Origin of the sequence: Brevundimonas sp. SH203 (assembly GCF_002157625.1) — a bacterium.
Classification (GTDB): Bacteria; Pseudomonadota; Alphaproteobacteria; order Caulobacterales; family Caulobacteraceae; genus Brevundimonas.
Genome location: NZ_BDMM01000002.1, coordinates 131157 through 158088 on the forward strand (window position 1 = coordinate 131157; position 26932 = coordinate 158088).

Consider the following 26932-nt stretch of genomic DNA (forward strand, 5'->3'; position numbering starts at 1 on the left):
ATGTTCTATCTTCTGTACCTCTATTACGCCGACGTCGCGCACCAGTATCCGCTGCTGAACCTGGTCCAGTACCAGACGGTGCGGATGGCCCTGGCCCTCGCCACCGCCATGATCGTGGCCGTCGCCATGGGCAGCCGCTTCATCAATTGGATCAGGGCCAAACAGGGCCGGGGCCAGCCGATCCGCGACGACGGCCCCGTGTCGCACCTGTCCAAGGTCGGCACTCCCACCATGGGCGGCCTGATGATCCTGGCCGGCATCGGCGTCGCCGTCCTGCTGTGGGGCGACCTGACCAACCCCTATATCTGGATCGTGTCGGGCGTGACGGCGGCCTTCGGCGTGCTGGGCTTCATCGACGACTACGCCAAGGTGACGAAACAGACCTCGGCCGGCCTCACGTCCAAACAGAAGCTGTTGGCCCAGACCGTCGTCGCCGTGGTCGCGGGCGTCCTGACCGTGCTGTGGATGACCGTCTCGCCCACCTCGCCGGGGCTTGAGACGTCCATCGCCTTCCCCTTCTTCAAGGCGGTTCTGCTGAACATCGGCTGGTTCTACGTGGCCTTCGCGGCCTTCACCATCGTCGGCTTCTCCAATGCGGTGAACCTGACCGACGGGCTGGACGGCCTGGCGACGGTGCCGGTGATGATGGCGGCGGGCGCCTTCGGGGTGATCGCCTATCTGTGCGGCAACTTCGTCTTCGCCCAGTATCTGCAGGTCCACCATGTGCCCGGCGCGGGCGAACTGGCCATCTTCTGCGCCGCCATGATCGGCGGGGGCGCGGGCTTCCTCTGGTACAACGCCCCGCCGGCCAAGATCTTCATGGGCGATACCGGCTCCCTGGCCCTGGGCGGGGCGCTGGGCGCCATCGCCGTGACCACCAAGCACGAACTGGTCCTGGGCATCGTCGGCGGCCTGTTCGTCGCCGAGGCCGCCTCGGTCATGATCCAGGTCGGCTATTACAAGCTGACCAAGAAGCGCATCTTCCTGATGGCGCCGGTCCACCACCATTTCGAGAAGATGGGCTGGCCGGAATCCACCGTCGTCATCCGCTTCTGGATCATCGCCGGCGCCTTGGCCCTGATCGGCCTGTCCACGCTGAAACTCCGGTGATTATTCGCTGCAAATCGTCATCCTCGGGCTCGACCCGAGGATCGGGCGCCGATCGGGTCGTGCGCCCGGACAGTCGCCCATGCGGCGGACGGTTCGATCCTCGGGTCGAGCCCGAGGATGACGGAGCATCGGCATGATCGCCGTTCCCGGTTTCGAGGGCAGGCGGGTCGCGGTCTTCGGCCTGGGACGGTCGGGGATCACGGCCGCGCGCGCGCTTCATGCCGGGGGCGCCCTCCCGATCCTGTGGGACGACGGCGTGTCGGGCCGGATGCAGGCCGAGGCCGAGGGGTTTCAGGTCCAGGACCTGACCGCCGCCGACTGGTCCGGTTTCGCCGCCCTGGTCCTGTCGCCCGGCGCGCCCCTAACCCACCCGAAACCACATTGGACGGTCGAGCGGGCGCAGCAGGCGGGCGTGCCCGTCATCGGCGACGTCGAACTGTTCGCCCGCGCCCTGGCCGCCCGGCCAGCCGACCAGCGGCCACGCGTCGTCGCCATCACCGGCACCAACGGCAAGTCCACCACCACCGCCCTGATCGGCTGGGTGCTGAAGTCCGCCGGCCTGACGGTCCACGTCGGCGGCAACATCGGCATCGGCGTCCTGGCCCTGCCCGAACCGACGCCCGACGCGGTCTATGTGATCGAGGTCTCCAGCTATCAGCTGGACCTGACCACGACCTTCGCCCCCGACGTCGCCATCCTGACCAACATCAGCCCCGACCACCTGGACCGCCACGGCGGCATGGAGGGCTATGTGGCGGCCAAGCGCCGGATATTCGCCCATCAGGCGCCCGACGCGGTGGCGCTGATCGGCGTGGACGAGGATTGGGGGCAGGGGATCGCATCCGCACTGTCCCAGCGGGTGATCACCATCTCTTCCGCTCATCCCGGCGAAAGCCGGGACCCAGGGCTTTCGTCAGGACATGATGTGGGGGATCACGACCTTTCCGCATCTCAACCCTTAGGTCGCCCAAAGGACTCGGTCCCGGCTTTCGCCGGGATGAGCGGTATTGAAGTCAGCGCCGGTCTCATACAGTCGCAAGGCGCGGTCCTCGCCGACCTGACCCCCGCCCGCTCTCTGCCCGGCCGGCACAACGCCCAGAACGCCGCCTTCGCCTATGCCGCCGCCCGCGCGCTGGGCGTCTCCCACGCCGCCGCCGTCAAGGGGCTGCTGACCTTCCCGGGCCTCGCCCACCGGATGGAGACGGTGGGGCGGGTCGGCGCCGTGCGCTTCGTCAACGATTCCAAGGCCACCAACGCCGACGCCGCGCGTCAGGCCCTGGCCGCCTATCCGTCCGTCTTCTGGATCGCCGGCGGCGTGCCCAAGGCGGGCGGCATCGACGACCTGGCCGACCTGTTCCCGCGCGTGACCAAGGCCTATCTGATCGGCGATGCGGCCGACGCCTTCGCCGCGACCCTGGGCGACATTCCTCACGTCCTGTCCCGCACGCTGGACGCCGCCGTGACCGCCGCCGCGTCCGACGCCGCCGCCGCCGGGGGCGAGCAGATCGTCCTCCTGTCCCCCGCCTGCGCCAGTTTCGACCAGTTCGCCGATTTCGAGGCGCGGGGCGAGGCTTTCCGCGCCGCCGTGCTGACCCTGACCTCCGCCCCGGAGAGCGCCGCATGAGCGCCCCTTACACCCCCGCCTTCTCCCGCAACGACCAGAGCCTGATCGCGCGCTGGTTCTGGACCGTGGATCGCGGCCTGCTGGGCGCGGCCCTGGCCCTGATGGCGCTGGGCGTCTCGCTCAGCTTCGCCTCCAGCCCTGCCGCCATCCTGGCCGATGAATCGATCACCGACCCCTTCCACTATTCCTGGCGGATGATGGTCTTCGCCGGCGTCGGCCTGACGGTCATGCTGACCACCTCTCTGATGTCGCCGCGCGGGGTGCGCCGGATCGCGGTCCTGGCCCTGTTCGGCGCCATCGTGGTCATGGCGGCCCTGCCCTTCATCGGCGACACGGTGAAGGGCGCCGCGCGCTGGGTGAACCTGGGACCGTTCAGCCTGCAACCGTCCGAGTTCGCCAAGCCCGGCCTGATCGTCTTCGCCGCCTGGATGTTCGCCGAGGCGCAGAAGGGCCAGGGCGTGCCCGGCGTCACCATCGCCTTCGGCCTCTACGCCCTGACCGTCTGTCTCTTGCTGATCCAGCCGGACATCGGCCAGACGCTTCTGATCACCACCACCTTCATGGCCGTCTTCTTCATGGCGGGGGTGCCGTTCAAATGGATGGCGGTGCTGGCCAGCCTGGGCATGGCGGGGCTGGTGTCGCTGTATTTCGTGTTCGGCCATATGCGCGACCGTCTCAGCCGCTTCTTCTCGCCCGAGACGACCGACACCCACCAGATCGACAGCGCGTCCCAGGCCATTCGCGCCGGCGGCCTGCTGGGGCGCGGGGTGGGCGAGGGGGTGATGAAGCGCCACGTCCCCGACCTGCACACCGACTTCATCTATTCGGTCGGCGCCGAGGAGTTCGGCCTGGTCCTCAGCCTGATCATGATCGGCCTCTACGCCTTCATCGTCGTGCGCGGGATGCGCCGGGCCATGAAGCTGACCGACCCGTTCGAACAGACGGCGGCGGCGGGCCTGTTCATGCTGATTGGCCTTCAGGCCTGCATCAACGTCGCGGTGAACCTGAACCTGATCCCGACCAAGGGCATGACCCTGCCGTTCATCAGCTACGGCGGCTCGTCCATGCTGGCCATGGGCCTGACCATGGGGTTTGCGCTGGCCCTGACCCGCCGCCGCCCCGGCGCCTACGAACCGGGCGCCAGTCTGACGATGGGCCGGCGGTTGATCTGAGTTTGGTCATCCTCGGGCGGCGTGGTCCAGACGAGGGTTCATCACAACGGGCACGGCGAGGTCACAACGAACACGACGGGACCGTGCCGGGCCAGAAAATCTTGACCGCCTGCGGCGCGGCGAAGCCGCAGATCGATCAACGTCCTGGGTATCGCGCGGGTCGCCGACACGCATTCGGTCTCGTCGTGTCCTTTGTGACCTCGCCGTGCCCGTTGTGACGAACCTTTTCAGGACTTCACCTCCCCAGCCAGCGCTTTCCGCCCAGGACACCCCAGCGATTTCAGTCGCCTGACGCCGACCAGCGACCGTCTCCTGCCCATCCCCCGAAACCGTGCGATCCTGCGGCCGATCCCTTCCGCCTCGACCGCCCATCCCCGATTTCAGACGAATTGCACTATTCAGACGGTGTTTTTCACGACCCGCCGTCTGGATTTCAGACGAAGTACACTATTCAGACTCTCTTTTTTCGGAGCGCCCGCCCCATGTCCAAGCTCTGCGTCGTCGCCGCCGGCGGCACCGGCGGCCATATGTTCCCGGCCGAGGCCCTGGCGCGCGAGATGGCGGCGCGGGGCTGGCGGGTGGTGCTGGCCACCGACCATCGCGGCGAGCAATACGCCCAGGGCTTTCCCGCCGAGGAACGGCTGGCGCTGGACGCCGCCACCGGCTTCGGCCCGCTGGGTCTGGTCAAGGCGGGCGTCGCCATCTTCAAGGGGGTGATGCAGGCCAGGGACGCCTTCGACCGGCTGGGCGCCGATGTGGTGGTGGGCTTCGGCGGCTATCCGTCCGCCCCGGCCCTGGTCGCCGCCGTCACGTCGCGGCGCCCGACCGTGATCCATGAGCAGAACGCGGTCCTGGGCCGCACCAACCGCATCCTGGCCCCCTATGTGAACCAGGTCGCGTCGTCCTTCCCCACGCTGGAGCGGGCGCCGGCCAGGGTGCAGGGCCGGTCCCATGTCGTCGGCTCGCCGGTGCGGGCCGAAATCCGCGCCCTGTTCGACCGCCCTTACGTCGCCCCGACTACAGACGCACCCGTCCACGTGCTGGTCACGGGCGGCAGCCAGGGCGCGCGCATCCTGTCCGAGACCACGCCCCGCGCGCTTGCCGCCCTGCCGGAACCCCTGCGCCGTCGCCTGAAGGTGCAGCAGCAGTCGCGCCCTGAAACGCTGGACGCCGCCCGCCAGATCTATCTGGACGCGGGGATCGAGGCCGAGGTCGCCCCCTTCTTCCGCGACATGGCCCAGCGCCTGTCCACGGCCCATCTGGTCGTCGGCCGCTCCGGCGCCTCGACCTGCGCCGAACTGGCGGTCGCGGCCCTGCCGTCCGTCCTGATCCCGCTGAAGATCGCCACTGACGACCACCAGCGCCTGAACGCCAGGGCCCTGACCGACGCCGGCGCCGCCGAGGTGATCCTGGAGGACGATCTGACGGTGGACCGCCTGTCCTCTACCCTGGCCGCCGTCCTGTCCGACCCCCAGCGCCTGTCGGCCATGTCCGCCGCCGCCCGCAGCGTCGCCATCCCCGACGCCGCCCAACGCCTGGCCGACCTGACCGAGGCGACGGCGGGGCGCACCTAGGACGTCTCCCTCCCCGAACGGGGAGGGAGAATGACAACCCGCCTTCCCCTGATGCGTTAGCTCCGCCATGCCGCCCGAGATCATCGCCCTGACCCGCCAAGTCCGCGCCCTGTGGCATCGGTTCGACTGGCTGCCCGAATGGGCCGTCACCGGCCTGGTGCTGCTGGTCTTCGTCGGCGGGGGTTGGCTGACGCACAAGATCGCCTTCGCCATCCTGCGCCGCGTGGTCAGGTCCAGGGACGTCTTCTGGCGCGGCGTGGTCGAGCGGGCGCGGATCAAGCTGCGCGTGTTGATCATCATCATCGGCGTCGGCATCGGCGTGACCGTCTCGCCGATGGCCCCGGAACCCTCGGCGGACATTCGTTCGGTGCTGCTGTTCCTGTTCATCCTGACGCTGGGCTGGCTGGCGTCGGGGGTGCTGGACATGTGGTCGGTCATGCACCTGAAGCGGTACAATATCGCCGTCGAGGACAATCTGCTGGCCCGCAAACACCTGACCCAGACCCGCATCCTGCAGCGGGTGGCCAAGGTGATCCTGTTCATCGTCACGGTCGGCCTGGCCCTGATGACCATTTCCGGCTTCCGCCAGTGGGGCGTCAGCCTGCTGGCCTCGGCCGGCGTCGTCGGCATCATCGCCGGTCTGGCGTTACAGCCCATCCTGACCAATATGGTCGCCGGCATCCAGATCGCCCTGACCCAGCCGATCCGCATCGACGACGCCGTCATCGTCGAGAAGGAGTGGGGCAATGTGGAGGAGATCACCGCGACCTATGTGGTGGTCAAGCTGTGGGACTGGCGCCGGATGGTGCTGCCCCTGTCCTATTTCATCACCACGCCCTTCCAGAACTGGACGCGCGAGAACGCCCGCCTGATCGGCGTGGCCTTCTTCTACGTCGATTACGAGGCGCCGATCGACCGGCTGCGCACCGCCTTCGAGGGCATCGTCAGGGCGTCCAGCCACTGGGACGGCGACGTCCAGGTGATGCAGGTCACGGACATCACCGAGCGCGTTCTTCAGGTCCGCTGCCTGGCCAGCGCCCGCTCCGCCGGCGTCGCCTTCGACCTGCGCTGCGAGATCCGCGAGAAACTGATGGCCTTCATGCGCGACGAGTGCCGCGAAGCCCTGCCGCGCGACCGCATCGAGTGGCCGCAAGGGTCCGACAAGGGGATCAGTCCGCCAGAGCCGCCTGTCCTCGCCTGATCGCCTGATCCAGCGTCAGGCTCTCAGCGGGCCGGTCGGAAGCGCAGGCGATGGCCAGCAGTTCCGCCGCGTCTCCGCCCGGCGCGGCGTCATAGGCCGGGGCCTGGTCGGGCGTGGCGGGCCCCTCGGTTCCGTCGGCGCGCAGGGAGGCGAAATCCAACCGATCCGCCGTCCGCGCCCGACAGTCGAACGCCCACCGCGACCAGCCGCCGACATAGACCACGTCCCCGACCTTGAAGCCGCTCTCCGTCACCTGCAGCTCGCGCATCCGCGCGGTGTCGCCGTCGCGTTCGATGGAGGCCACGTCAGCGTAGATGGCGAACCGCCCCACGCCGGTCGGGACGAGGGCGGGGTCGCTCAGGGCCAGCAGCACGGCGATCATGCGACCAGGGTCTCCGCCTGATGCAGGTCCACGCTGACCAGCTGGCTCATGCCGCGTTCGGGCATGGTGACGCCGTACAGGCGGTCCATCCGGCTCATGGTCACGGGGTTGTGGGTGATGACGATGAAGCGGGTGTCGGTGCGGCTGCGCATCTCATGCAGCATCCGGCAGAAGCGGTCGACGTTGGCGTCGTCCAGCGGGGCGTCCACCTCGTCCAGCACGCAGACCGGCGCGGGGTTGGCCAGGAAGACGCCGAAGATCAGGGCCGCCGCCGTCAGGGCCTGTTCGCCGCCCGACATCAGGCTCATGACCGACAGCCGCTTGCCGGGCGGGCAGGCGTAGATTTCCAGCCCCGCCTCCAGCGGATCGTCCGACTCGACCAGTTTCAGCTCGGCCTGACCGCCGCCGAACAGGGCCTCGAACAGGGTCTTGAAGTTGGTGTTGATGACGTCGAAGGCGGCGACCAGCCGCTCGCGCCCCTCGGCATTCAGCTCGTCGATGCCGTCGCGCAGCTTGGCGATCGCCTGGGTCAGGTCGATGCGCTCGGACTTCATGCTGTTCAGCCGCTCGCCGTATTCGACCGCCTCATCCTCGGCGCGCAGGTTGACGGCGCCCAGGGCCTCGCGCTCGCGCTCCAGGCCGAACAGCAGGCTCTCGGCCCCGGCGGCGTCGGGCGGGCGGGCGATGGCGTCGTCGGTCAGCTTCTGGCCCAGCTCCTGCGGCGACATCTGCGCCGTCTCGCGCAAGGTGGCCTCGGCCTCGGTCAGCTTCTCAGCGGCGGCTTCGGCGCGGGCGGCCAGACCGGCGCGGGCCTCGCGGGCCTGAGCGGCGGCGGCGTCGGCGGCGCGGCTGGCGCGGTCGGCCTCGCCCGCCGCCGTGTCGGCCGTCGCCATGGCGTCGGACGCGGCCTGTTTGCGCTGTTCGGCGGCGGTCAGCGTATCCAGCAGCTTGCCGCGCTGTTCGGCGAAGCCCTGGGGCGCGACCTCGGCCTGTTTCAGCAGGGCGGCGGTCTTGTCGGCGTCCGTGGCCAGGGCGGCGAGGCGGGCCGCGCTGTCCTTCGACCGGCTGACCCAGCCGTCGCGAGCGCGGGTCAGGCCGCCCAGCCGCTGCTCGCGCCCCTGACGGTCGCGGGCCTCGGCGTCGCGGTCGGAACGGGCGGTCTGGGCGGCGGCGCGGGCCGTGTCGGCGGCGGCGCGGGCGGCGGTCAGTTCCTCGCGCAGACCGGCGACAGTTTCGGACGGGGCGTCGGCGGTCAGGGCGGCGTCCAGCGCGGCCCTGGCCTCGGCGACCTCGGCCTCCAGCCGGGTCACGGTGTCGTCCAGCGCCTGGGCGCGGGCCTCGCGCCGGGCCTGTTCGCGGGCCAGATTCTCGACCCGGTCGCGGGCGCCCGTCACGGCCTTGTCGGCGGCGAAGGGTTTCAGGCGGGCGGCCTTCACTTCGTCCTCGGCGGCGCGGAAGGCCTCGGTGGCGGACTTCTGGGCCGTCTGCGCCTGATCCAGCGCGGGCTTGCCCTTGTCGATCTCGGCCTCCAGCTCGGCCAGCCGTGTGCGCTGGGCCAGACGGACGGCGGCGGGGCGGGGCGCCTCGGCGCGGCTGACGAAGCCGTCCCAGCGATAGAGGTCGCCCTCGGTCGTCACCAGGCGGGCGCCTGGAGGCAGAACCAGAGCCAGCCGGGCCGCCTCGGTCTTCGGCGCGACGCCGCATAGGGCGAGACGGGCGGTCAGTTGATCCGGCGCCTGCACATGGGCCGACAGGGGCGTGACGCCGTCGGGCCATGTCGGAACCGACGCCTCAGCCCCACCCCAATAGGCGGCGGCGCGGGCGTCCAGCGCCGCGTCCAGATCGTCGCCCAGGGCGGCGGCCAGAGCGGCCTCATACCCCTTGTCGGCGCGCACCTTGTCCAGCGCTGGCGGATGGTCGCGCTTGCCCGTGACCAGCAGCTGGGCCAGGCCCCGCGCCTCGGTCTGGAGCCGCCCCAGCTTGTCCTCGGCCGTGCGGGCGGCGGTGCGCGCCTCCTGTTCCGCGCGGGCCCGTTCGCCGCGTTTGGCCTCGGCGGCCTCGACCGCTTCACGGGCGGCGGCCAGATCGGCCTGGGCGGTCTCCAGCGCCTGACGCGCGGCCTCCAGCTCGGGCGTCTCCAGCGGGCCCAGCGCCTCGCGTTCACGCCGGGCCTGATCGAACTGGCCGGTCACGCGCGACAGCCGGGCCTCGGCGTCGCGCTTTCGGGCCGTCTCGGCGGCGGCGCGGGCCTCGACGGCGGCCAGCGTCCCGGCCAGACGTTCCACCTCGGCGTCGGCGGCCTTGCGCGCGTCCTCGGCGGCTTGCAGCGCCTTGTCCAGTTCGGGGCCGCGTTCGGGGGCGGCGGCGATCTCGGCCTTCAGCCGGGTCAGTTCGTGGTCCAGCCGGTCCAGTTCGCGCCGGGCGTCGGCGGCCATGGCGTCCTCACGCGCGGCGTCGGCGGCGATTCGGGCGCCCTCGGCCTTCAGCCGGTCCACCTCGGCGCGGGTGGCCTGTTCGGCCATGTCCAGCCGGTCGCGTTCCAGGCTGGCGCGGTGCAGCAGGGCGGAGGCGACGGCGTCCTCCTCCCGCGCAGGCTTCAACGCTTCCTGAGCGGCGAGGGCGGCGGTCTGGGCGGCGGCGGCGGCGGTCGTGGTTTCGGCGACGGCGGCGTCGGCCGCGCGCAGTTCGGCGGCGGCGGCCTCTGCGGCTAAACGCGCGTCGTTCCAGCGGACGAACAGCAGGGCGGCCTGCAGGGCGCGGATCTCGGCCGAGATCTTCTTGTATTTCTCGGCCTGACGGGCCTCGCGCTTCAGCCGGTTCAGCGCCGTCTCCAGCTCGCGGCCGATGTCGTCCAGCCGGTCCAGATTGGTCTCGGCCGCCTTCAGCCGCAGTTCGGCCTCGTGCCGACGAGTATGCAGGCCCGCGACCCCGCCCGCCTCTTCCAGAATGCGGCGGCGGTTCTGGGGCTTGGCGGCGATCAGTTCGGAAATCTGGCCCTGACGCACTAGGGCGGGGGAGTTGGCGCCGGTCGAGGCGTCGGCGAACAGCAGCTGGACGTCGCGGGCCCGCACCTCCTTGCCGTTGATGCGATAGGTCGAACCCTGGCCCCGGTCGATGCGGCGCGACACCTCCAGCACCGGACTGTCGGTGAAGGGCTGGGGCGCGCGGCGCTGGGCGTTGTCGATGGTCAGCTGGACTTCGGCGTGGCTGCGCGGGGGACGACCGGCGGCGCCGGCGAAGATCACGTCGTCCATGCCCTGGCCGCGCATGGCCTTGGCCGAGTTGGCGCCCATGACCCAGCGCAGGCTTTCCAGCACGTTGGACTTGCCGCAGCCGTTCGGGCCGACGATGCCGGTCAGGCCGGATTCGATCTGGACCTCCGCCGCATCGACGAAGGACTTGAAGCCGACCAGCCGGAGCCGCTGGAACTGCATCGGCCTAGTCGATCACCGACGCAGCAACGGGTCGATGGCGGCCGACAGGGCGTCCAGCGAATGGTCGGCGACCAGCGTGCCGTTGACGAACAGGGTTGGCGTGCCGGTCACGCCCGCCGCCTCGGCGCCCGCGATCTGGGCCTCCAGCGTCGCGCGGGTGGCGGGGGCCTGCAGGCAGGTTTCGATCTCGGCGCGGGTCTTGCCGCTGGCGGCGACCCCGGCGGCGAACCAGGGTTGAGCCCCGGTCGTGGCCAGGTTCGCCTGATCGCGCATGAAGACCGAGGCGACGTCGAAATATTTGGACGGCGCGGCGCACAGGGCGACGGCGGCGGCGGCCGCTGCGACATTGGCCGGCGGGGTCGGCAGGTTGCGGTGAACCAGACGGACCTTGCCGGTGTCGATGTATTTGGCCTTGAACGCCGGCAGGACCGTGTTGTGGAAATCCGCGCAGTGCGAGCAGGTGAAGGAGGCGTATTCGATCACCGTCACCGGCGCGTCGGCCCGGCCCAGGACGTGATCCTGGGTCGTGACGGGGGGCGGGGCCTCGGCGGCCAACGACGATGACGCCGCGCCCATCGACAAGGCGGCGGTCAGGGACAGGGCCAGGACGGCGCGGCGCATCATCGGGGTCGCCTTATTTGGCCAGGGCGGCGTCGATGGCGGTCGACAGGTCGGCCAGGCTGGCGCCCTCGCCGCCGGGCGTCAGGATCTGCTGATCGTTGACGTAGAAGGCCGGGGTGCCGGTCACGCCCTGGGTGCGGGCGAACTGGACGCGCTTCTCCATGGCGGCGACGGCGTCCTTGTCGGTGACGCAGTCGTTGAACTGCTGTTCCGACAGGCCGGCGGCCTGGGCGGTGCGCAGCAGCCAGTCGCGCGGGGTGGAGGTCAGCATCTCCTGCTGGGTCGCCATCAGCTGGTGGACGACGTCGAAATACTTGTCCTTGCCGGCGCAGCGCGCGACCAGGAAGCCGGCGGTGGCGGCGTCGACCGGCGGGGTCGGCAGTTCGCGGAAGATGTAGCGGACCTTGTTGGTGTCCACATATTTCGCCTTGAACGCCGGCCAGGTGTTCTTTTGCCACAGGGCGCAGTGCGGGCAGGTGACGGAGGCGTATTCGACCACCGTGACCTTGGCGCCTTCCGGGGCGCCCAGGCTCATGTCGCCTTCGGCCGCGCCCTTGGCGCCCCCGCACGCGGCCAGGGCCATGGTCGCCAGGGCTGCGCCGGTGATGGCCGCGCGGCGGCTCATGCGGGCGAAGCGGGATTCAGTGTCGGCCATGGGATTTCCTCGGTCGGATCGTTGGCGAATGGCGGCGCGATTCCCCGGAATGGCGCAACCCCTGAACTAGTCGAGAACAGGTGCGGCGAAGTTTTGTCAATCCTGCCCGTCCCGGCGGGAAAGATCGGCGCGCGAAAGGGCGGCGCGACCCAAGCGGGCCAGGGCGGCGCGCAGCTCCTCAGGCGCGGCGGCGATGGAGGCGGCGAGGTCCGCCTCGGCCTGGGCGGGCAGGGGGGCGGGTTTGGCGGCGCGCTTGGGCCGGGCGGCGGCGTCCTTCAGCGGCGCGACCGGCCCTTGGGCGATCCGCAGCCGATCCACCGAGCCGGCGCCCAGGAAAAGATTGACGCGGGCCAGGATGTCCTCGGACTGATGCTGGACCAGAAGGGCGGCGGCGCCGGCGACGCGCAGCTCCAGCACGCCGGGCGCCCCGCCCTTGCCCTTGGTCAGTTTCTGCGGGCGGGTGACGCGGGCCAGGCGGTCGCCGACGATCTCGCGCCAGCGCGGCTCCAGCGCGCCCGCACCGCGACCGAACTGGGCGTCCAGCTTCTTGATCAGCGGCGTCAGCGCCTTGCCCGCGCGGGGGACGGGACGCGGCGCCGGGCGGGTGCGGCGACGAGACAGGATCTCGCGAACCTCGGCGTCTGTGGGCAGGGGGCGGCGCATGGGCCTATATAGCGCGATCCCATGGCCCACGTCTCTCCCGACATCTCAGCGATCCGCGCCCGGCTGCTGGCCTGGTACGACGCCCATGCGCGCAGCCTGCCGTGGCGGGCGGCGGCGGGCGCGGCGCGGACGGAGCCTTATCGTGTCTGGCTGTCGGAGGTGATGCTGCAGCAGACGACGGTGCCGCACGCCACGCCCTATTTCCACGCCTTCACCATGCGCTGGCCCGGGGTCGAGGATCTGGCGGCGGCCGAGGATGCGGAGGTGATGGGGGCTTGGGCGGGGCTGGGCTATTACGCCCGCGCCCGCAACCTGCTGGCTTGCGCGCGGGCGGTGGCGGGCGATCACGGCGGCGTCTTCCCGGATACGGAGGCCGGGCTGCTGGCCCTGCCGGGGGTCGGCGCCTATACGGCCGCCGCCGTCGCGGCCATCGCCTTCGACCGTGCCGCCAATGTGGTGGACGGCAATGTCGAGCGGGTCATGGCGCGGTTGTTCGCCGTCGAGACGCCGGTTCCGGCCGCCCGGCCCGAGTTGCGTCGGCTGGCGGCCCTGTTCGTCACGGACGACCGGCCGGGCGACTGGGCCCAGGCGCTGATGGACCTTGGGGCGACCGTCTGTCGGCCCAGGTCGCCGTCGTGCGACATCTGCCCGGTTTCGGACCAGTGCCGGGGTCTGGCGACCGGCGAGCCGACGCGGTTCCTGGTCAAGGCCAGGAAGGCGGACCGCCCGCATCGCCGGGGCCTGGCCTATGTGCTGTTTGACGCGCAAGGCCGGGTGGCGGTGGAGACGCGGCCGGACAAGGGGCTGCTGGGCGGAATGCTGGGCCTGCCGACCAGCGACTGGACCGCCGAAGACCCGTCTGGGCCGCCGCCTGTCCCCGCCGACTGGCGCGCGGCCGGGGCGGTGGAACACGTCTTCACCCACTTCAGCCTGACGCTGACCGTTCTGACCGCTCAGGGCCAGACGCCGCACGCGGATTGGCGCTGGATGCCGGTCCAGGACGCCCGCGCCGCCCTGCCCACCGTCTTCGCCAAGGCGCTGGATCGGGCCTTCATTGAACCCGATCTGTTTTTGTAGTAACAAAAATCGTGCGCATCACTTTCGATCCGAGCAAACGTGAGCGCACCCTGGCCGAGCGAGGGCTCGATTTCGCCAGGGCGGCGGTCGTGTTCGACGGCGATCATCTGACGGTCGAGGATGATCGTCAGGACTATGGAGAACGGCGCCTGATCACCATCGGGCGTCTGACGGACCGGATGGTGGTTCTAGTGTGGACGCCGCGCGGCGAGGCGCGCCACGTCATTTCGATGAGGAAGGCCAATGACCGTGAACAGCGACGCTACGAAGATCGACTGGGTCGATCCTGACGACGCGCCCGAGCTGGACGACGCCTGGTTCGAAAAGGCGGATCACCATCGCGGAGAGACGCTGGTCGGACGGGGGCGGCCCAGGGGGACGGACAAGGTCTCGACCACCATAAGGTTCGACGCCGATGTTCTGGCCGCGTTCAAACGGGACGGCGCCGGTTGGCAGACCCGAATGAACCAGGCCCTGCGCGACTGGCTGGCTAGGAACGCCGCCTGATCAGCGCAGGGTGCGGATCGCGACCTTGCCGGTTTTGTGGCGGGGGATGACGACGGCGCGGCCTTCCAGGTGCTGGATGTTCAGATCGACGACCGAGGCGCCGATCTCCAGTCCGGTGATGTTCAGCCTGTCCAGACCGGCGGGCAGAACGGGATCGGTCAGATCGACCGTCTCGTTCCAGGCGTCGATGGTCAGGCCCAGGGTGGCCTGAAGCATCAGGAAGACCGACCCGGCGGCCCAGGCCTGGGGCAGGCAGGCGACCGGATAGGCGATGGGCGGCTCGCCCGGCTCCCGCCGGAAACCGCAGAACAGTTCGGGCAGCCGCAGATGGAAATGGGCTGCGGCGGCGTAGATTTCGGCCAGAATCTCCGCCACTGCATCCCGCTCGCCATAGTTGGCCATGCCGGCGGCGGCCATGGCCGTGTCGTGCGGCCAGACCGAGCCGTTATGATAGCTCATCGGATTGAAGCGGGCCTGGCCGACCTCCAGCGTGCGGATGCCCCAGCCGGTGCGGAACCCGGTCGTCAGCAGGCGTTTGCTGACGCGCCGCGCGCGCTCCAGCGACGGCAGGCCGGTGAACAGCAGATGGCCGGCGTTGGAGGCGATGGCGCGGCATTGCTCCCCGTCGCCGTCCAGGGCCACGGCGTAAAAGCCTTCGTCCTCCATCCAGTATTTGTCTTCGACCAGGGCGCGGACCTGTTCGGCGCGCATCCGCCATTCGGGCGCGCGGTCGTCGTGCAGCCGTTCGCCCAGATCACCCAGCGCCTTCCAGGCGGCGAAGGCGTAGCCCTGAACCTCCAGCAGCGCGATCGGCCCCTTGGGGAAGCGGCCGTCGGCGTGGAAGATGGAGTCCTCGGAGTCCTTCCAGCCCTGGTTCGACAGGCCCGTGTCGGCGCCGCGCTGATAGTCGATCAGCCCGTCGTTATTGCTGTCGCCATAGTCGCGCATCCAGTTCGCGGCGGCGATCAGATTGGGCCAGAGCGTGCGGATCAGGTCCAGATCGCCGGTGCGGTTGGCGTAGGCGCCGGCCAGGGCCACGAACAGGCAGGTGGTGTCGACCCCGCCGTAATAGAGGCCGAACGGCACCTCGTGCAGGGCGCTCATCTCGCCGCCGCGCGTCTCGTGCATGATCTTGCCGGGCTGGCTGTCCTGGAACAGCGAGGTCTCGGTCGCTTGCCGCGAGGCCAGATAGGTCAGGACGCCACGGGCCAGGGACGGGTCCAGCCACAACATCTGCCAGGCGGCGATGATGCCGTCGCGCCCGAACGGCGTCGAGAACCAGGGCGTGCCGGCGTAGGGATAGGGGCCGGTCGGCAGGTCGGTGGTCAACAGGGCCATGTCGGCCCGCGACTGGTCCAGCCAGTCGTTGAAACGCGGGCTGCGGGGGCCGCGCACCGAGGCACCCCGACGACGCTTGGCCCGCATGGCCAGCCGCGCCTGAATGGCGTTCAGCCGCCAGCGCCGGTCGTCGGGCGCCTCGCAGCTGTCCACGCCGCACTCGATATAGAGGTCCAGGGTGCGGCCCTTGGGCAGGCTGAACATGAACTCGGCGCGCTGATGCGTCAGCCGGGCCGGGGGTTCGGAAAAGGCCAGGCAGGAAATCCGCTCCACATCGTCCAGTCCGGTGTAGCGGAAGGTGACGCGCCGCCCGTCGGTGGTCGGGGCGTGGATGGTCCCGCGTTTGGCCCGGGGCGTGCCGCGCACCTGGAAGATGTCGGCGAAGTCGGCGCCGAAATCGAAGGCCAGGGGCAGCAGGATGTCCTCCACCCCATGATTGACCATCTGCACCCGCTCGAACATCCGGCGGCCCCACAGGAAGCGGCGGCGCTCGATATGCAGCACGCCGGCCGGGGCGGATCGGCCGCCCATCGGAGGCAGGGGGCGGTTGGTGGTGTGGCAGGAGAAGAAGACATTGTCCTGGCTGACGCCCGACGACAGGCGCGACGGCTTGAGCAGGCCCACAGTCATGGTCCAGCGCGACAGGACGCGCGTGTCGTTGGCGAACAGGCCGTCGGCGCCGCCCTTCATGTCGCCCCAGCCGTCGGCGACCAGGAAGGTGTCGCCGTCCTTCAGCGCCATCAGTTGTTCGAGGCCGGAAGCCTCGACGGATTCACCGGCGGTCAGCTGGGTGGAATAGGCGTCGTCCATGCGGTCTCCTACCCGTTGGTTGTGAGGCCTCGGCCGAACGTGTCACACCCGAATACGGCGCTGAATGGCCGCTTGGATGGTGAACTGATGAAGGCGACGGAGGGTTCACCTCCGTCGCCCGAATTTTATCGCAAAATCAGATGGCCTCGATCCCGCAGCCGAAGACGTTCAAGCCAGGGCGGCGAAGGTGCGGTCTTCCGCCAGTGGGCGGATCGGCGTGACCACGCTGTCGATCGGCGCCTCCGCGAACGGGCGGCGGGCCAGAAGGTCGCCATAGACGTCCAGATAGCGTCGGGCCATGGCGGTAGCCGAAAACCGCAGGTCGAAACGGGCGCGCACGGCCTCGCGGTCCAGCAGATGCGCCCGACCGGCGGCGGCGACGGCCTGTTCCATCGTATCGACCAGGAAGCCCGTGGCGCCGTCCTCGATCACCTCGGGCGTCGAGCCGCAGCGGAAGGCGACGACCGGCGTGCCGCAGGCCATGGCCTCGATCATCACCAGACCGAAGGGTTCGGGCCAGTCGATGGGGAACAGCAGGGCGTCGGCGCCGCCCAGGAAGGCCGATTTCTGATGATCGCCGATCTCGCCGATGAATTCGATCAGGGGATTGCCCTCGACCAGCGGGCGAATGGTCTCTTCCCAATAGCGTTTGTCGGCGGCGTCCACCTTGGCGGCCATCTTCAGCCGCTTGCCCAGTTTGGTGGCGATCTCGATGGCGCGATCCGGTCGCTTCTCGGGCGAGATACGGCCCAGGAAGGCCAGATAGCCCTCGGATTTCGGAGAGAAGACATACTGCTCGCCCGGCATTCCGTGATGCACCGTCGCCTTCCAGTTAGCGAAATGCAGGGGCTTGCGCTGATCGTCGGAGATCGAGACCAGACCGAATTCGCTCCAGCGGGCATAGACGCCGGGCAAGTCCTTCATGTCCAGCCGACCGTGCAGGGTGGTCAGTGTCTTGTCCGCATATTTCTGGAACAGCGGGAAGTGGATCATGTCCGTATGGAAGTGGATCACGTCGAACTCGTCGGCGCGGTCCAGCACCTCGCCCAGCATGGACAGGTGGGCCGCGAGGTCGGACTTCAGCGGGGCGGGGTCCAGACGGATGGCCTGATCGCGCACCGGCACCAGCCGCGCCTTGGTCCGGGCGTCGGCGCTGGCGAACAGGGTGACGTCGTGCCCCAGATCGACCAGGGCGTCCGTCAGATGGGCGACGACCCGTTCGGTGCCGCCATACAGCCTGGGCGGGACGGCCTCGTACAGCGGGGTGATCTGGGCGATTTTCATGACGGTGTGCTCCGACACCGCGACGGCGGGTCGTGAACAACAATGGTCTCGCAGCTGCGAAGTTCCGTCGTTATCGGCGAATTTTCACAATGGTTTCGACGGGTTACAGCGAAGCTGGTCCCTCGATCCGTGTGCGGAATCGTATCGTGGAAGGTGTAAGTGGTTGATGTGACAGGCGCGACGGGGTGTCGCACCAGCTGATCACATCGCGGCGCGCACTTCCGACCTCAGGGCGTCGATGGATTTCAGCCCCTGGTCGGTCTTGAAGCGCCAGTAGGTCCAGCCGTTGCAGGCCGGCGCATTCTCCAACAGGGCGCCCAGTTTGTGGATCGAGCCGGTCAGGGAGCCGTGGACCAGGGAGCCGTCGGCGCGCACGCGGGCCTCGCGCTCGCCCTTGGGGCAATACAGGCGGTCGCCGGGTTGCAGCAGACCGGCCTCGACCAGGGCGCCGAACGGCACCTTGGGCTCGGCGCGCTTGGAGCCAGTGACGATCAGATCCTCGGCGCTGGCGGGGATGACCGAGGCGATGCGCGTTGCAGCGACATCGGCGTATGTCTCGTCACGTTCGATGCCGATGTAATGACGGCCCAGCCGCTTGGCGGCCGCGCCCGTGGTGCCGGTGCCGAAGAAGGGGTCCAGGATCACGTCGCCGGGGCGGGTCGCCGACAGCAGCACGCGGTGCAGCAGGGCTTCGGGCTTCTGGGTCGGGTGGGCCTTCTTGCCGTCGGCGTCCTTGATCCGCTCCTCGCCGGTGCAGAGGGCGAAGGTCCAGTCCGACCGCATCTGGGTGTCTTCGTTGAAAGCCTTCAGCGCATCGTAGTTGAAGGTGTAGCGCTTCTGGTCGCGGCTGCGCGCGGCCCAGATCAGGGTCTCGTGGGCGTTGGTGAACCGGGTGCCCTTGAAGTTCGGCATCGGGTTGGACTTGCGCCAGATGATGTCGTTCAGCACCCAGAAGCCCAGATCCTGGATCGCCGCGCCCAGTCGGAAGACATTGTGATAGGAGCCGATCACCCAGATCGAACCCTCGGGCTTCAGCACGCGGCGGCATTCCGCCAGCCAGGCGCGGGTGAAGGCGTCATACTCGGCGAAACTGCCGAACTTGTCCCAGTCGTCGTCGACGGCGTCGACCTTGGAATTGTCGGGACGCAGCAGGTCGCCGCCCAGCTGCAGATTATAGGGCGGATCGGCGAAGACCATGTCGACCGAGGCGTCGGGCAGGCTTTTCAGCACTTCGATGCAATCGCCACGGTGAATGACGTCGGTCTTAAGCTCGGACATGGAACGCGGCCCCGCAACAGTGAGACCGCAATGGTGAATCCTTGTGGTTAAGGTGGACTAAACGGCGGCGAAGGGTGATGCAAAACGCATCGCGTCTGTGTATGCGGCTGGGATGATCGCACGCCTTCGCCCCGTTCCGTTCGACCTCGGTCCTGTCCATTTCGTCGGCATAGGCGGCATCGGCATGAGCGGCATCGCCGAGATCATGCTGAAGATCGGCTATTCGGTTCAGGGCTCGGACGCCAAGGCCAGCGCCAACACCGAACGGCTGGAGGAGCTGGGCGCCAAAATCTTCATCGGCCACGACGCCGCCCATGTGGGCGAGGGCGTTTCGGCGGTGGTCTATTCCACGGCGGTCAAGGCCGAGAACCCCGAGATGAAGGCCGCCCGCGCGCGCCGCATTCCGCTGGTCCGCCGGGCCGAGATGCTGGCCGAGCTGATGCGGCTGCAATTCTCCATCGCGGTCGGCGGCACTCACGGCAAGACGACGACGACCTCGATGGTGGCGACCCTGCTGGACGCGGCGGGTCTGGACCCCACGGTGGTCAACGGCGGGATCATCAACGCCTATGGCACCAACGCCAAGGTCGGTGACGGCGACTGGATCGTGGTCGAGGCGGACGAGTCGGACGGCAGCTTTCTGCGCCTGAAGTCGACCGTGGCCATCGTGACCAACATCGACCCGGAGCATCTGGACCACTACGGCGACTTCGACGCGGTGCGTAAGGCGTTCGTGGACTTCGTGGAGAACATCCCCTTCTACGGTTTCGCCGCCGTCTGTCTGGATCACCCGGAGGTGCAGAAGCTGGTCGCCTCCATCGATAACCGGCGGCTCGTGACCTATGGGACCAATCCGCAGGCCATGGTGCGGGCCGACAACTGCCAGATGGGGCCGGACGGCGCGCGGTTCGATGTCGTGATCCAGAGCGGCGACACGCACCGGATCGAGAACCTGCACCTGCCCATGGCCGGCTGGCACAATGTCTCCAACGCCCTGGCCGCCATCGCCGTGGCGCGCGAGCTGGACGTGTCTGACGAGGCCATCCGCACCGGCCTGGCCGGGTTCGGCGGGGTCAAGCGCCGCTTCACCACCACGGGCGTCGTCAACGGCGTGCGGATCGTGGACGACTATGGCCACCACCCGGTCGAGATCGCCGCCGTGCTGAAGGCCGCGCGTCAGGTGACGGAGGGGCGGGTGATCGCCGTCGTCCAGCCGCACCGCTACACCCGGCTGCGCGACCTGATGGACGAGTTCTCGACCAGCTTCTCGGACGCCGACAGCGTGATCGTCGCCGACGTCTATCCGGCGGGCGAACAGCCGATCGAGGGGGTGGACAAGCACGCCCTGGCCGACGGCGTGCGCCGCTACGGCCACCGTCAGGTCCAGGCGCTGGAGAACGCCGCCGTCCTGCCGCGCCTGATCAAGGACGAGGCCCGGCCGGGCGACGTGGTCGTTCTGCTGGGCGCCGGCGACATCACCAGCTGGGCCTACGCCCTGCCGGCGCAGCTGGAGGCGCTGGCGTGAGCGAAGACCTGTCGCTCAAGGTCGAGGTCGCTTTCAACGCGGTCCATCGCGCCGAAGAGGACGTGCTTCTGATCCAGGCTCAAGGCTCGGAACATCTGATGTTCGAGTATCTGAGGGTGCTTCATCCTGGCTTGATCGAGTACCGGGGCGGGCTGTTCATCGAGGAACAGTTCGATCAAGCCGTTGTCGACGACATCCTGACGCACTCGGAGGACGCCGAGCCGATCATCGCGGCACAGGCCTATGTGAATGCGTTTCATCTCGGGCAGGCGGAAGACGCGGTTTTCGATCCGGTTCTCGCGCGGGCCATCGCCGAGAGCATCGCCTACAACTGGGGCAATTGGGTGCGCGATCGTTTCGGCAGAGACATCGTCTCCACCATCGACATCGGCGAACTTTCCGGCGCCGTATGGTTCAGAGCGGCGCCCTAGACCGGGCTAACCCGCCTTTCAGGCCAGGAACTGCAGGATCATGTTTCCGGCCAGGAAGGCCGTGAAGTCCGCCATGACGAAGGCCGCCGCGAAGGCGAACAGCCATTCCTGCTTGGCCTGAAGCCGCAGGACCTCGGCCTCGTCCGCAAGACCCGCCGCCATCCGGCGCCGATCCCGTTCCAGCAGAGGGACGATGATCGCGAAACTGGCGGCCATCGGCAGGAAGACGACGACCAGTTGCGCCAGGCTGGTGAAGGAGGCGCGGCCCGCGCTGAACCGGCCGAGAAAGGCGTTCAGGGCCTCCTGATGGCCGAGGGGCGCATAGGCCGCGATCAGCGACACGACGCCGACGGCATAGACCACGGCGTAGAGGCCGCGCTGGCCCGCCGTCTTGACGGTGCGCGGCGGCGGGGCGGTCGGTTCCGATCCGAACGCCGGGGGCTGGCCGACCGAAAAGGCGCCCTGCGCGGTCCGGCGCCGGACATGCCAGAACCAGCGGTAAAGGCCGGTATGGAGGATCGGCAGGCCGATCAGGGCCAAAAGCACCACCAGCATCAGGTTCAGCGCGGCCTCCGCCGTCATGGCGACCGGCGTATAGGTGTTGACGACGAAGACGAGGCCGATCCAGCCCAGCAGGATGACGGCGGTTATCGCCATGCTGATCGCGATGATCGCCAGTGTGCGAAGAAGCGTCATGCGTCCTCTGTAGGCCAGGACGTCGGCGTCGGGCCAGCCCGTGTCGCGCGCCTCTTTGATTTCCCGGCCGGCGCGGCTATCGACGCGGTATGAGTTCCTGGAAAGACGATCTCCCTTCCGTGCGCGGCAAGTTGCTGCTGGACGAGCCCTTGGCGCCCTACACCTGGTTCCGGGTGGGCGGGGCGGCGGACGCCCTGTTCATTCCGGCGGACGCCGACGATCTGGCCGCCTTCCTGAAGGCGCTGGACCCGGCCGCGCCGGTCACGGTGCTGGGCGTCGGCTCCAACGTCATCGTGCGTGACGGCGGGGTCGAGGGGGTGGTGATCCGTTTGGCCGGACGCGCCTGGGGGCAGGTGACGACCGACGGCCTGACCCTCACCGCCGGCGCCGGGGCGCTGGACGCCATGGTGGCGCGCGCGGCGGCCAAGGCGGGGATCGCGGGGCTGGAGTTCTATGCCGGCATCCCCGGCGCGGTCGGGGGCGCCCTGACCATGAACGCGGGCTGTTACGGCGCGGAGACCAAGGACGTTCTGGTCTCGGCCTGGGGCCTGACGCGGGCGGGCGAGCGGGTGGACTATGCGCTGGCCGACTTCGGCTACACCTATCGCCATTCGCAGGCGCCCGCCGACATCATCTGGGTCGAGGCGACCTATCGCGGAACGGCCGATGCACCCGAGGCCGTCGCCGCCCGCATCGCCGAGATCACCAGTCGCCGCGAGACGACCCAGCCGATCCGGGAAAAGACCGGCGGCTCCACCTTCAAGAACCCGCCGGGCCATTCGTCGTGGAAGCTGGTGGACGAGGCGGGCTGGCGCGGTCGGCTGCACGCCGTGACCGGGGGCGGCGCGATGTTCAGCGACCTGCATTCCAACTTCATGATCAATCCCGGCGAGGCCACGGCCGCCGACATCGAGGGCCTGGGCGAAACCGTCCGCGCCGATGTCCTGCAAAAGACCGGCGTTCAGCTGGACTGGGAGATCAAACGGATCGGGCGCGCGCTGTCATAAATCCGAGGTTGCGGGCGAAAACGCCTCATCCTAGAGCCGGATTCTCGGGGGAGAATCCAGATGAAGCGTATCGCAATCGCCGCCGGCCTGCTGGTCATGGCCGCAGAGCCTGTTCAGGCCCAGATCGTCACCCGCGCCGCCGCGCCGGGCGCCGAACGGATCGACCTGACGCGATCCAGCGCCGGCTACACCTATTTCAACCGCGCGGGCGCCGATCTGGCGCAGCATGATGCGGCGCTGCGGGCCTGTCTGGTCGAGGGCGAGCGGATGCGCCAACCCGACGACAACGGCGCGGCGGGCGCGGCGGCGGCCGGCGGTCTGCTGGGCGCGCTGGTGGTCGGCGTGATCCAGGGTGCGGTGAACGGAATGCAGGAACGGCGCGGCGTCGCCGCCAATCTTGAAAACTGCATGGTCGTGAACGGCTGGCGCGTGGTGCGGCTGGACGAGGCCGATGGCAAGACGCTGGATGCGATGGAGCAGGCGGCCCTGCACGACGCCCTGGCCGATCGCGTCGGCGCCGCCGCGCCCGCAGGCCAGATCGTGCGCGTGTATGACAATGATGCGGTGCGCGGCGATACGGTAGTGATCGGGCGGGCCGGAGATCTGGACAAGGTGTCGTTGAGCGCCCAGGCCCTGCCGCCGACCGACGCCGCGCCTGCGCCGTCGCGCAAAGGCCCCCAGGCGCCGCGCACCGCCCGTCCGCCCCGCGCCCTGAAGCCGGAAGAGGTGGCGATCAAGCCCGGCGACGCCCTGGTGACCGTGCGTCTGACCGGCATGGCGGAGCAGGGCGGGCGCACCCTGATCTTCACCCGCCAGGGTCCGGCGCCGGACGTTCAGCCGTGGGAAAACGACGGCCGCCCGGCCCTGTTCGCCGTCGCCCTGCCGACGCGCGGCGCGGCTCGGGGCGACCGCACCCGCGCCGTCACCCAGACCTTTTCCGTCCCGCCCGGACGCTGGCGGCTGAGCGCGATCAACATGGGGCCGTACATCACCCACTTCTGTCTGGGCGCCTCCGGCTTCGAGGCGCGGGACGGGGAGGCGGTCTATGCCGGGGCGTTCGACCTGTCGGGCGAGCAGATGCGCCCGGACATGACGCTGCGCGACGATCTGCTGGCGCCCACGTCCCCGGCCGCCGTCGCCGGGGCGCGCTACCGCGCGGCCGACTGGACCTATGGCGACCGCCAGACGTGCGAAGGCGCCTATCTCTATGCGCTGGACCTGAGGCCGGCGGTTCAGGACACGCCGCCGTTCATTGTCATCACGCCGGTCGAGGCGACGCCGACGACGCCGTCTTCAACACTTCAATGACCTGATGAGGGTTTGGTTGACGGGCTGTTAACGACCTGCGCGGCATCCAGACGGTTCTGGAGCCGCCCATGACCCGCCCCTTCTCCTCTCTTCATGTCGCCGTCCTGATGGGCGGTCTGTCCGCCGAACGCGAAGTGTCGCTGTCGTCGGGGGAACAGTGCGCCCAGGCGTTGGAGCGTCAGGGCGTGCGGGTCAGCCGCGTGGACGCCGGACGCGACCTGGCCAATGTGCTGTCCGGCCTGATCAAGCCCGATGTGGTGCTGAACTGTCTGCACGGCGCCTGGGGCGAGGACGGTTGCGTCCAGGGCGTGCTGGAGACGCTGAAGATTCCCTACACCCATTCCGGCGTGCTGGCCTCGGCCCTGGCGATGGACAAGGACAAGTCCAAGGCCGTGCTGCGGATGGCGGGGGTCAAGGTGCCGGGCGGCGGCCTGTACGATCGCCACGAGGTCGCCAGCCGCCACGTCATCGACCCGCCCTATGTCGTCAAACCCAATGCCGAGGGCTCGTCCGTCGGGGTCTTCCTGGTGCGCGAAGGGGCGAACCGTCCGGTCGCCGAGGTGGGCGAGCCGGGCTGGGCCTATGGCGAGCAGGTGGTGGTCGAACCCTATATTCCGGGCAAGGAGCTGTGCGTCACCGTGATCGGCGAGGCCGACGGCCCGCGCGCCCTGACCGTCACCGACATCACCCCGACCAAGGGCTTCTACGACTACGAGGCCAAATATGCGCCGGGCGGATCGGTCCACGTCCTTCCGGCCGTCCTTCCGCCTCATGTGTTCGAAACGGCCCTGCGTCAGGCCGAACTGGCCCATACGGCGATGGGTTGCCGAGGGGTTTCGCGATCCGACTTTCGTTATGACGATGTTAAGGACGATCTGGTCCTGTTGGAGGTCAATACTCAGCCCGGCATGACCCCGACCTCGCTCGCGCCCGAGCAGGCCGCCTATGCCGGAATGAGCTATGACGCTCTTGTTCGGTGGATGGTGGAGGACGCCTCATGCCCGCGGTAGTTCGCGGCGGTCGGCGGCAGGGTTCGGGCCAGGCGCCGGGACGCGGCGCGGCCCCCAGGAATGGCGCGCGCGGACGCGGCGGCGCCCAGAACGCCTCGGCCATTCCCGGAAAGATGGCCGCCATCGGTCGCGTCGATATTTCCCCCCGCACCGCCATCATCGCCCTGGGCGCCGGCGCGCTGCTGCTGGTCGGGGTGCTGGCGACTGGCGCGCGGGCCGAACGGATCGGCGCCTCGATCTCGCACGGCGTCGACAGCCTGACCTCCGGCATGGGGCTGACGCTGAAGCGGGTGCATATCACCGGCGCCTCGGCCGAGGCCGAACCGGCGATCCGTCAAGCGCTGGGCCTCTATTCCGGCCAGCCGATCACCGGCCTGAAGCTGGACGCCATCCGCGACCGCGTGCAGGGCGTGGGCTGGGTCAAGTCGGCGCGGGTCGTGCGTCTGCTGCCCGACACCCTGATCGTCGAGGTCAAGGAGCATGATCGTCTGGCCGTCTGGCAGGAGGCGGGACAGATCAAGGTCATCGACGCGCGCGGCCAGGTGATCGCGGGCGCCGACGCGCGCCGCTATCCGACCCTGCCGCTGGTGGTGGGCAAGGGCGCCGACGTGGCGGCGGGCGAGATCCTGCCGCTTCTGGCCCAGCGGCCGCGCCTGATGAACAAGATCGACGCCCTGGTCCGCGTGGATGAACGTCGCTGGGACCTGCGGCTCAAGGACGGCAGCCTGATCCAGCTGCCCGCCACCGAACAGGAGGCGGCCCTGATCCGCCTCGATGCGCTGGATCAGCGCGAACGCCTGCTCGACCTGGGTTTCGCCCGCGTCGATCTCAGAACCCCGGACGAGGTCGCCGTGCGACCGACCGGCGACGCTTAAGGACCAGGACCAGATGTCGGGAAAGCCGCGCGCAGCCAATGATCAGGGTCGGGGTCTGGACCCCCGCGCCGGCCGCGCGCCCGTGATCGCCGCCCTGGACATCGGCCAGTCCAAGGTTTCGTGCTTCATCATGAAGCCCGACGGCGTGCGTCACGCCGACCGCACCATCCGCGTCGCGGGCGCCAGCCACGTCCAGTCCAAGGGCGTGAAGGGCGGGGCCATCATCAATATGGACGAGGCCGCCCAGGCCATCGGCCACGCGGTCGAGCGCGCCGAGCGCGCGGCCCAAAGCCCCGTCTCCGGCGTCGTCGTCACCACCGCCATCGGCCAGATGGCCAGCCACCGCGTCCAGGCCCGCGTCTCACTAGGCGCCAATCCGGTCGGCGACGCCGATCTGGCGCGCGCCATCGGCATGGCCCTGGCCCAGATCCGCCTGCCTAACCGTCGCCCGATCCACGTCCTGCCCATCGCCTGGTCGGTGGACGGCGCGCGCGGCGTCCACGATCCGCGCTCGATGCGCGGCGGCTCGCTGGGGCTGGACCTGCTGGTCGTGTCGATGGCCGAAAATGTGTTCACGACCCTGAGCCATTGCCTCGAACTGGCGCACCTTGACCTGCAGGGCGTCGCCGCCGCCCCCGTCGTCTCCTCTTTGGCCGCGCTGGAAGAGGACGAGATGGACCTGGGCGCCGTCTGCATCGACATGGGCGGCGGTTCGACCAGCGCCGCCGTCTGGGGCGGGCGCTCCCTGCTGCATATCGAAAGCCTGAACGTCGGCGGCGACCACGTCACCTCCGACATCGCGCGCGGCCTGTCGACGTCCAAGGCCGGCGCCGAACGGCTGAAGACCCTGCACGGCTCGGCCATGGCCAGCGCCAATGAGGACCGCGAGATGCTGGAGGCCCCGCCGCGCGGCGAGGACGCCTCCGCCGGCCCCGTCATCGTGCCCCGCGCCATGCTGAAGACCGTGATCGCCCCGCGCGTCGAGGAAACCCTCGAACTGCTGCGCGACCGGCTGAAGACCGCCGGCGTGGGCCTGGAGCCGGGCGCGGGCCTGGTCCTGACGGGCGGCGCGAGCCAGTTAAACGGCGTGCGTGAACTGGCCGTCCGCGTCTTCGACCGCCCCGTCCGCCTCGGAAAACCCCAACGGGCGCCACATTTGGCTGACGCCGCTTCGGGCCCCGCCTTCTGCGCCACCGCCGGCGTCCTCCTCCGCGCCGCCTACGGCCCCCGGGAAGCCGTGTCCGCCCGCAAACTGATGGCGCGACAGATCACCGCAGCGGACGCACCGCGAATCCACCGCGGCAACGTGGTCGGGCGCGTGGCAGGGTGGCTGCGGGATAATCTGTGATA

General features: G+C 69.4%; 24 protein-coding genes. 15 read left to right on the forward strand and 9 right to left on the reverse strand.

Annotated features, from left to right (window positions below; genetic code table 11):
- The 5 genes from mraY to SH203_RS04595 all read left to right on the forward strand — a co-directional run bounded on the left by mraY (position 1) and on the right by SH203_RS04595 (position 6681).
- A complete protein-coding gene (gene mraY, locus SH203_RS04575) occupies positions 1 to 1110 on the forward strand; it encodes a phospho-N-acetylmuramoyl-pentapeptide-transferase (protein ID WP_087119689.1) in 1110 nt (369 codons plus the stop codon).
- Positions 1111 to 1243: 133 nt separating this feature from the next.
- A complete protein-coding gene (gene murD, locus SH203_RS04580) occupies positions 1244 to 2734 on the forward strand; it encodes a UDP-N-acetylmuramoyl-L-alanine--D-glutamate ligase (protein WP_087119690.1) in 1491 nt (496 codons plus the stop codon).
- The gene (locus tag SH203_RS04585; RefSeq protein WP_087119691.1) at positions 2731 to 3906 is read left to right on the forward strand and encodes a putative peptidoglycan glycosyltransferase FtsW; all 1176 of its coding nucleotides are present in this window, start codon (positions 2731 to 2733) and stop codon (positions 3904 to 3906) included. The genes murD and SH203_RS04585 overlap by 4 nt, the downstream gene beginning before the upstream one ends.
- 482 nt (positions 3907 to 4388) lie before the next feature.
- Complete coding sequence (gene murG / locus SH203_RS04590) at positions 4389 to 5480, forward strand: undecaprenyldiphospho-muramoylpentapeptide beta-N-acetylglucosaminyltransferase (protein ID WP_087119692.1); 1092 nt, start codon at positions 4389 to 4391, stop codon at positions 5478 to 5480.
- Positions 5481 to 5547: 67 nt separating this feature from the next.
- Positions 5548 to 6681, forward strand: a complete 1134-nt coding sequence (locus SH203_RS04595; RefSeq protein WP_087119693.1) for a mechanosensitive ion channel family protein — start codon at positions 5548 to 5550, stop codon at positions 6679 to 6681.
- Here SH203_RS04595 and SH203_RS04600 read toward each other — a convergent pair.
- The 5 genes from SH203_RS04600 to SH203_RS04620 form a co-directional block, all read right to left on the reverse strand.
- Positions 6650 to 7063: a surface-adhesin E family protein gene (locus SH203_RS04600; protein ID WP_087119694.1), complete on the reverse strand. Its 414-nt coding sequence runs from the start codon at positions 7061 to 7063 to the stop codon at positions 6650 to 6652. The genes SH203_RS04595 and SH203_RS04600 overlap by 32 nt on opposite strands.
- The gene (gene smc, locus SH203_RS04605) at positions 7060 to 10497 is read right to left on the reverse strand and encodes a chromosome segregation protein SMC (protein ID WP_087119695.1); all 3438 of its coding nucleotides are present in this window, start codon (positions 10495 to 10497) and stop codon (positions 7060 to 7062) included. The genes SH203_RS04600 and smc overlap by 4 nt, the downstream gene beginning before the upstream one ends.
- 12 nt (positions 10498 to 10509) lie before the next feature.
- A complete protein-coding gene (locus tag SH203_RS04610) occupies positions 10510 to 11121 on the reverse strand; it encodes a thioredoxin domain-containing protein (RefSeq protein ID WP_087119696.1) in 612 nt (203 codons plus the stop codon).
- A 10-nt stretch (positions 11122 to 11131) separates the two neighbouring features.
- Entirely contained in the window at positions 11132 to 11773 is a 642-nt protein-coding gene (locus tag SH203_RS04615; protein WP_087119697.1) for a DsbA family protein, read from the reverse strand.
- Positions 11774 to 11869: 96 nt separating this feature from the next.
- Positions 11870 to 12436 carry a DciA family protein gene (locus SH203_RS04620; RefSeq protein WP_087119698.1) on the reverse strand — a complete coding sequence of 189 codons (567 nt, stop codon included), beginning with the start codon at positions 12434 to 12436 and terminating at the stop codon, positions 11870 to 11872.
- A gap of 21 nt (positions 12437 to 12457) precedes the next feature.
- Between SH203_RS04620 and mutY the strand changes: the two genes are divergently transcribed.
- The 3 genes from mutY to SH203_RS04635 are packed head-to-tail and all read left to right on the forward strand — an operon-like array spanning position 12458 to position 14020.
- A complete protein-coding gene (gene mutY, locus SH203_RS04625) occupies positions 12458 to 13513 on the forward strand; it encodes an A/G-specific adenine glycosylase (RefSeq protein WP_087119699.1) in 1056 nt (351 codons plus the stop codon).
- Positions 13514 to 13524: 11 nt separating this feature from the next.
- The gene (locus tag SH203_RS04630) at positions 13525 to 13803 is read left to right on the forward strand and encodes a BrnT family toxin (RefSeq protein WP_087119700.1); all 279 of its coding nucleotides are present in this window, start codon (positions 13525 to 13527) and stop codon (positions 13801 to 13803) included.
- Entirely contained in the window at positions 13757 to 14020 is a 264-nt protein-coding gene (locus SH203_RS04635; RefSeq protein WP_087119701.1) for a BrnA antitoxin family protein, read from the forward strand. The genes SH203_RS04630 and SH203_RS04635 overlap by 47 nt, the downstream gene beginning before the upstream one ends.
- Here the strand turns inward: SH203_RS04635 and SH203_RS04640 are convergent, their stop codons facing one another.
- The 3 genes from SH203_RS04640 to SH203_RS04650 all read right to left on the reverse strand — a co-directional run bounded on the left by SH203_RS04640 (position 14021) and on the right by SH203_RS04650 (position 18730).
- Positions 14021 to 16168 (reverse strand): amylo-alpha-1,6-glucosidase, encoded by a 2148-nt coding sequence (locus tag SH203_RS04640; RefSeq protein ID WP_087119702.1) that lies wholly within the window; start codon positions 16166 to 16168, stop codon positions 14021 to 14023.
- A 168-nt stretch (positions 16169 to 16336) separates the two neighbouring features.
- Positions 16337 to 17452, reverse strand: a complete 1116-nt coding sequence (locus SH203_RS04645) for a glycosyltransferase family 4 protein (protein ID WP_087119703.1) — start codon at positions 17450 to 17452, stop codon at positions 16337 to 16339.
- Between the two features lie 201 nt (positions 17453 to 17653).
- Positions 17654 to 18730 carry a site-specific DNA-methyltransferase gene (locus SH203_RS04650; protein ID WP_087119704.1) on the reverse strand — a complete coding sequence of 359 codons (1077 nt, stop codon included), beginning with the start codon at positions 18728 to 18730 and terminating at the stop codon, positions 17654 to 17656.
- Between the two features lie 112 nt (positions 18731 to 18842).
- On the opposite strand from SH203_RS04650, the gene murC reads away from it, so the two are divergent.
- Both murC and SH203_RS04660 read left to right on the forward strand, forming a co-directional pair.
- Positions 18843 to 20255, forward strand: coding sequence for a UDP-N-acetylmuramate--L-alanine ligase (gene murC / locus SH203_RS04655; RefSeq protein ID WP_087119705.1), 1413 nt, complete (start codon positions 18843 to 18845; stop codon positions 20253 to 20255).
- Positions 20252 to 20686 (forward strand): hypothetical protein, encoded by a 435-nt coding sequence (locus SH203_RS04660; RefSeq protein ID WP_087119706.1) that lies wholly within the window; start codon positions 20252 to 20254, stop codon positions 20684 to 20686. The genes murC and SH203_RS04660 overlap by 4 nt, the downstream gene beginning before the upstream one ends.
- An 18-nt stretch (positions 20687 to 20704) precedes the next feature.
- Here SH203_RS04660 and SH203_RS04665 read toward each other — a convergent pair whose 3' ends face one another.
- Positions 20705 to 21382 (reverse strand): hypothetical protein, encoded by a 678-nt coding sequence (locus tag SH203_RS04665; protein ID WP_087119707.1) that lies wholly within the window; start codon positions 21380 to 21382, stop codon positions 20705 to 20707.
- Between the two features lie 89 nt (positions 21383 to 21471).
- Between SH203_RS04665 and murB the strand changes: the two genes are divergently transcribed.
- The 5 genes from murB (at position 21472) to ftsA (ending at position 26930) form a co-directional block, all read left to right on the forward strand.
- Positions 21472 to 22389 carry a UDP-N-acetylmuramate dehydrogenase gene (gene murB, locus SH203_RS04670; RefSeq protein WP_087119708.1) on the forward strand — a complete coding sequence of 306 codons (918 nt, stop codon included), beginning with the start codon at positions 21472 to 21474 and terminating at the stop codon, positions 22387 to 22389.
- A gap of 60 nt (positions 22390 to 22449) precedes the next feature.
- Positions 22450 to 23697 carry a hypothetical protein gene (locus tag SH203_RS04675; protein ID WP_087119709.1) on the forward strand — a complete coding sequence of 416 codons (1248 nt, stop codon included), beginning with the start codon at positions 22450 to 22452 and terminating at the stop codon, positions 23695 to 23697.
- 68 nt (positions 23698 to 23765) lie between these two features.
- Positions 23766 to 24707, forward strand: coding sequence for a D-alanine--D-alanine ligase (locus SH203_RS04680; RefSeq protein ID WP_087119710.1), 942 nt, complete (start codon positions 23766 to 23768; stop codon positions 24705 to 24707).
- Complete coding sequence (locus SH203_RS04685) at positions 24695 to 25582, forward strand: cell division protein FtsQ/DivIB (protein ID WP_200808811.1); 888 nt, start codon at positions 24695 to 24697, stop codon at positions 25580 to 25582. The genes SH203_RS04680 and SH203_RS04685 overlap by 13 nt, the downstream gene beginning before the upstream one ends.
- A gap of 13 nt (positions 25583 to 25595) precedes the next feature.
- Positions 25596 to 26930: a cell division protein FtsA gene (ftsA, locus tag SH203_RS04690; RefSeq protein ID WP_087119711.1), complete on the forward strand. Its 1335-nt coding sequence runs from the start codon at positions 25596 to 25598 to the stop codon at positions 26928 to 26930.
- Positions 26931 to 26932 lie beyond the last annotated feature (2 nt).